Below are 861 nucleotides of genomic sequence, written 5' to 3'. Positions count from 1 at the left end.
TACCCAGCTGTTGCGCGCGGCTCAGGTGAGGGCTGCGGCGCCGATGAGGCCGGTGGTGCGCTCGGCGGCGGTGGTGGTGGCGCGTACTGCGGTGAGGCGGGTAACCCTGCGGGGCTGCGGATGATGCGGGGCCTGCGGCGGCCGCCGGAACACCGGCCCCTGCTGGGTTTCCTGCTGGTCAAACGGCGCCGGATTGCCAGCTGGGTAGCCGCCGGGCCGTGGCCGGTGCTCACCTCCGCCCGGCTGCCTGGGACCCTGCGGATTCATGTCATCCCCCCGAAGTCTCGCGGTGCGATGAGTTGTCCCGCACCATCCGTCGCATCGATCATCGCATGATCCGTTGCACCCCTATTGCACCAATTATTTGCCGCTCAGACCCCCTCTCATGGTGTGTAACACTGAATTCGGCAACAGCACAGCTCAGCGGCTAGCGCAGTCCAGCCGGACCGTTTTCCCCGGTTTAGCTGGGAATAGTACTGCGACGATTGGGCGTTGCTGGCCAGATGTCGTGCGCGCGCTATCGGTGCGGCACAGGGGATGCAGTGCGACCTAGGAGGGGACGTGACAGTGCAGCAGTGCCAGGAGCCGCCAGCGGAGGTCGGACTGCCAACGCTGGCGATCGAGGTGGCGGGAAAATCCTTCACCGCGGCACCCGAGCAGGGGCCGGTGCTGATCGGCCGTGCGCTACCGGCACAGATCCGCATCACCGCGCACGCCATCTCGCGCACCCATCTGCGCATCGAGCCGATCGGGCAGCAGTGGGTGCTCAGCGACGCCGGCACCCGCAACGGCACGTTCCTCGACGGCGAGCGCATCGACTCGGTACCGCTGCCCGTGCCGCTCACCGAGGCGATCACCGTG

General features: G+C 67.7%; 2 protein-coding genes. Both read left to right on the top strand.

What is annotated here, in order from left to right; all coding sequences use genetic code 11:
• Nucleotides 1-336, top strand: a 336-nt coding sequence (locus tag EXE63_RS32465; RefSeq protein WP_436277405.1) for a hypothetical protein, incomplete at its 5' end; no start/stop codon positions are given.
• A gap of 225 nt (nt 337-561) precedes the next feature.
• A partial coding sequence (locus EXE63_RS00065) for an FHA domain-containing protein (RefSeq protein ID WP_168140279.1) occupies nt 562-861 on the top strand: 300 nt, incomplete at its 3' end.

This window comes from Mycolicibacterium frederiksbergense, from assembly GCF_012223425.1.
GTDB lineage: Bacteria > Actinomycetota > Actinomycetes > Mycobacteriales > Mycobacteriaceae > Mycobacterium > Mycobacterium frederiksbergense.
This window is presented reverse-complemented; position numbering and strand designations above follow the sequence as displayed.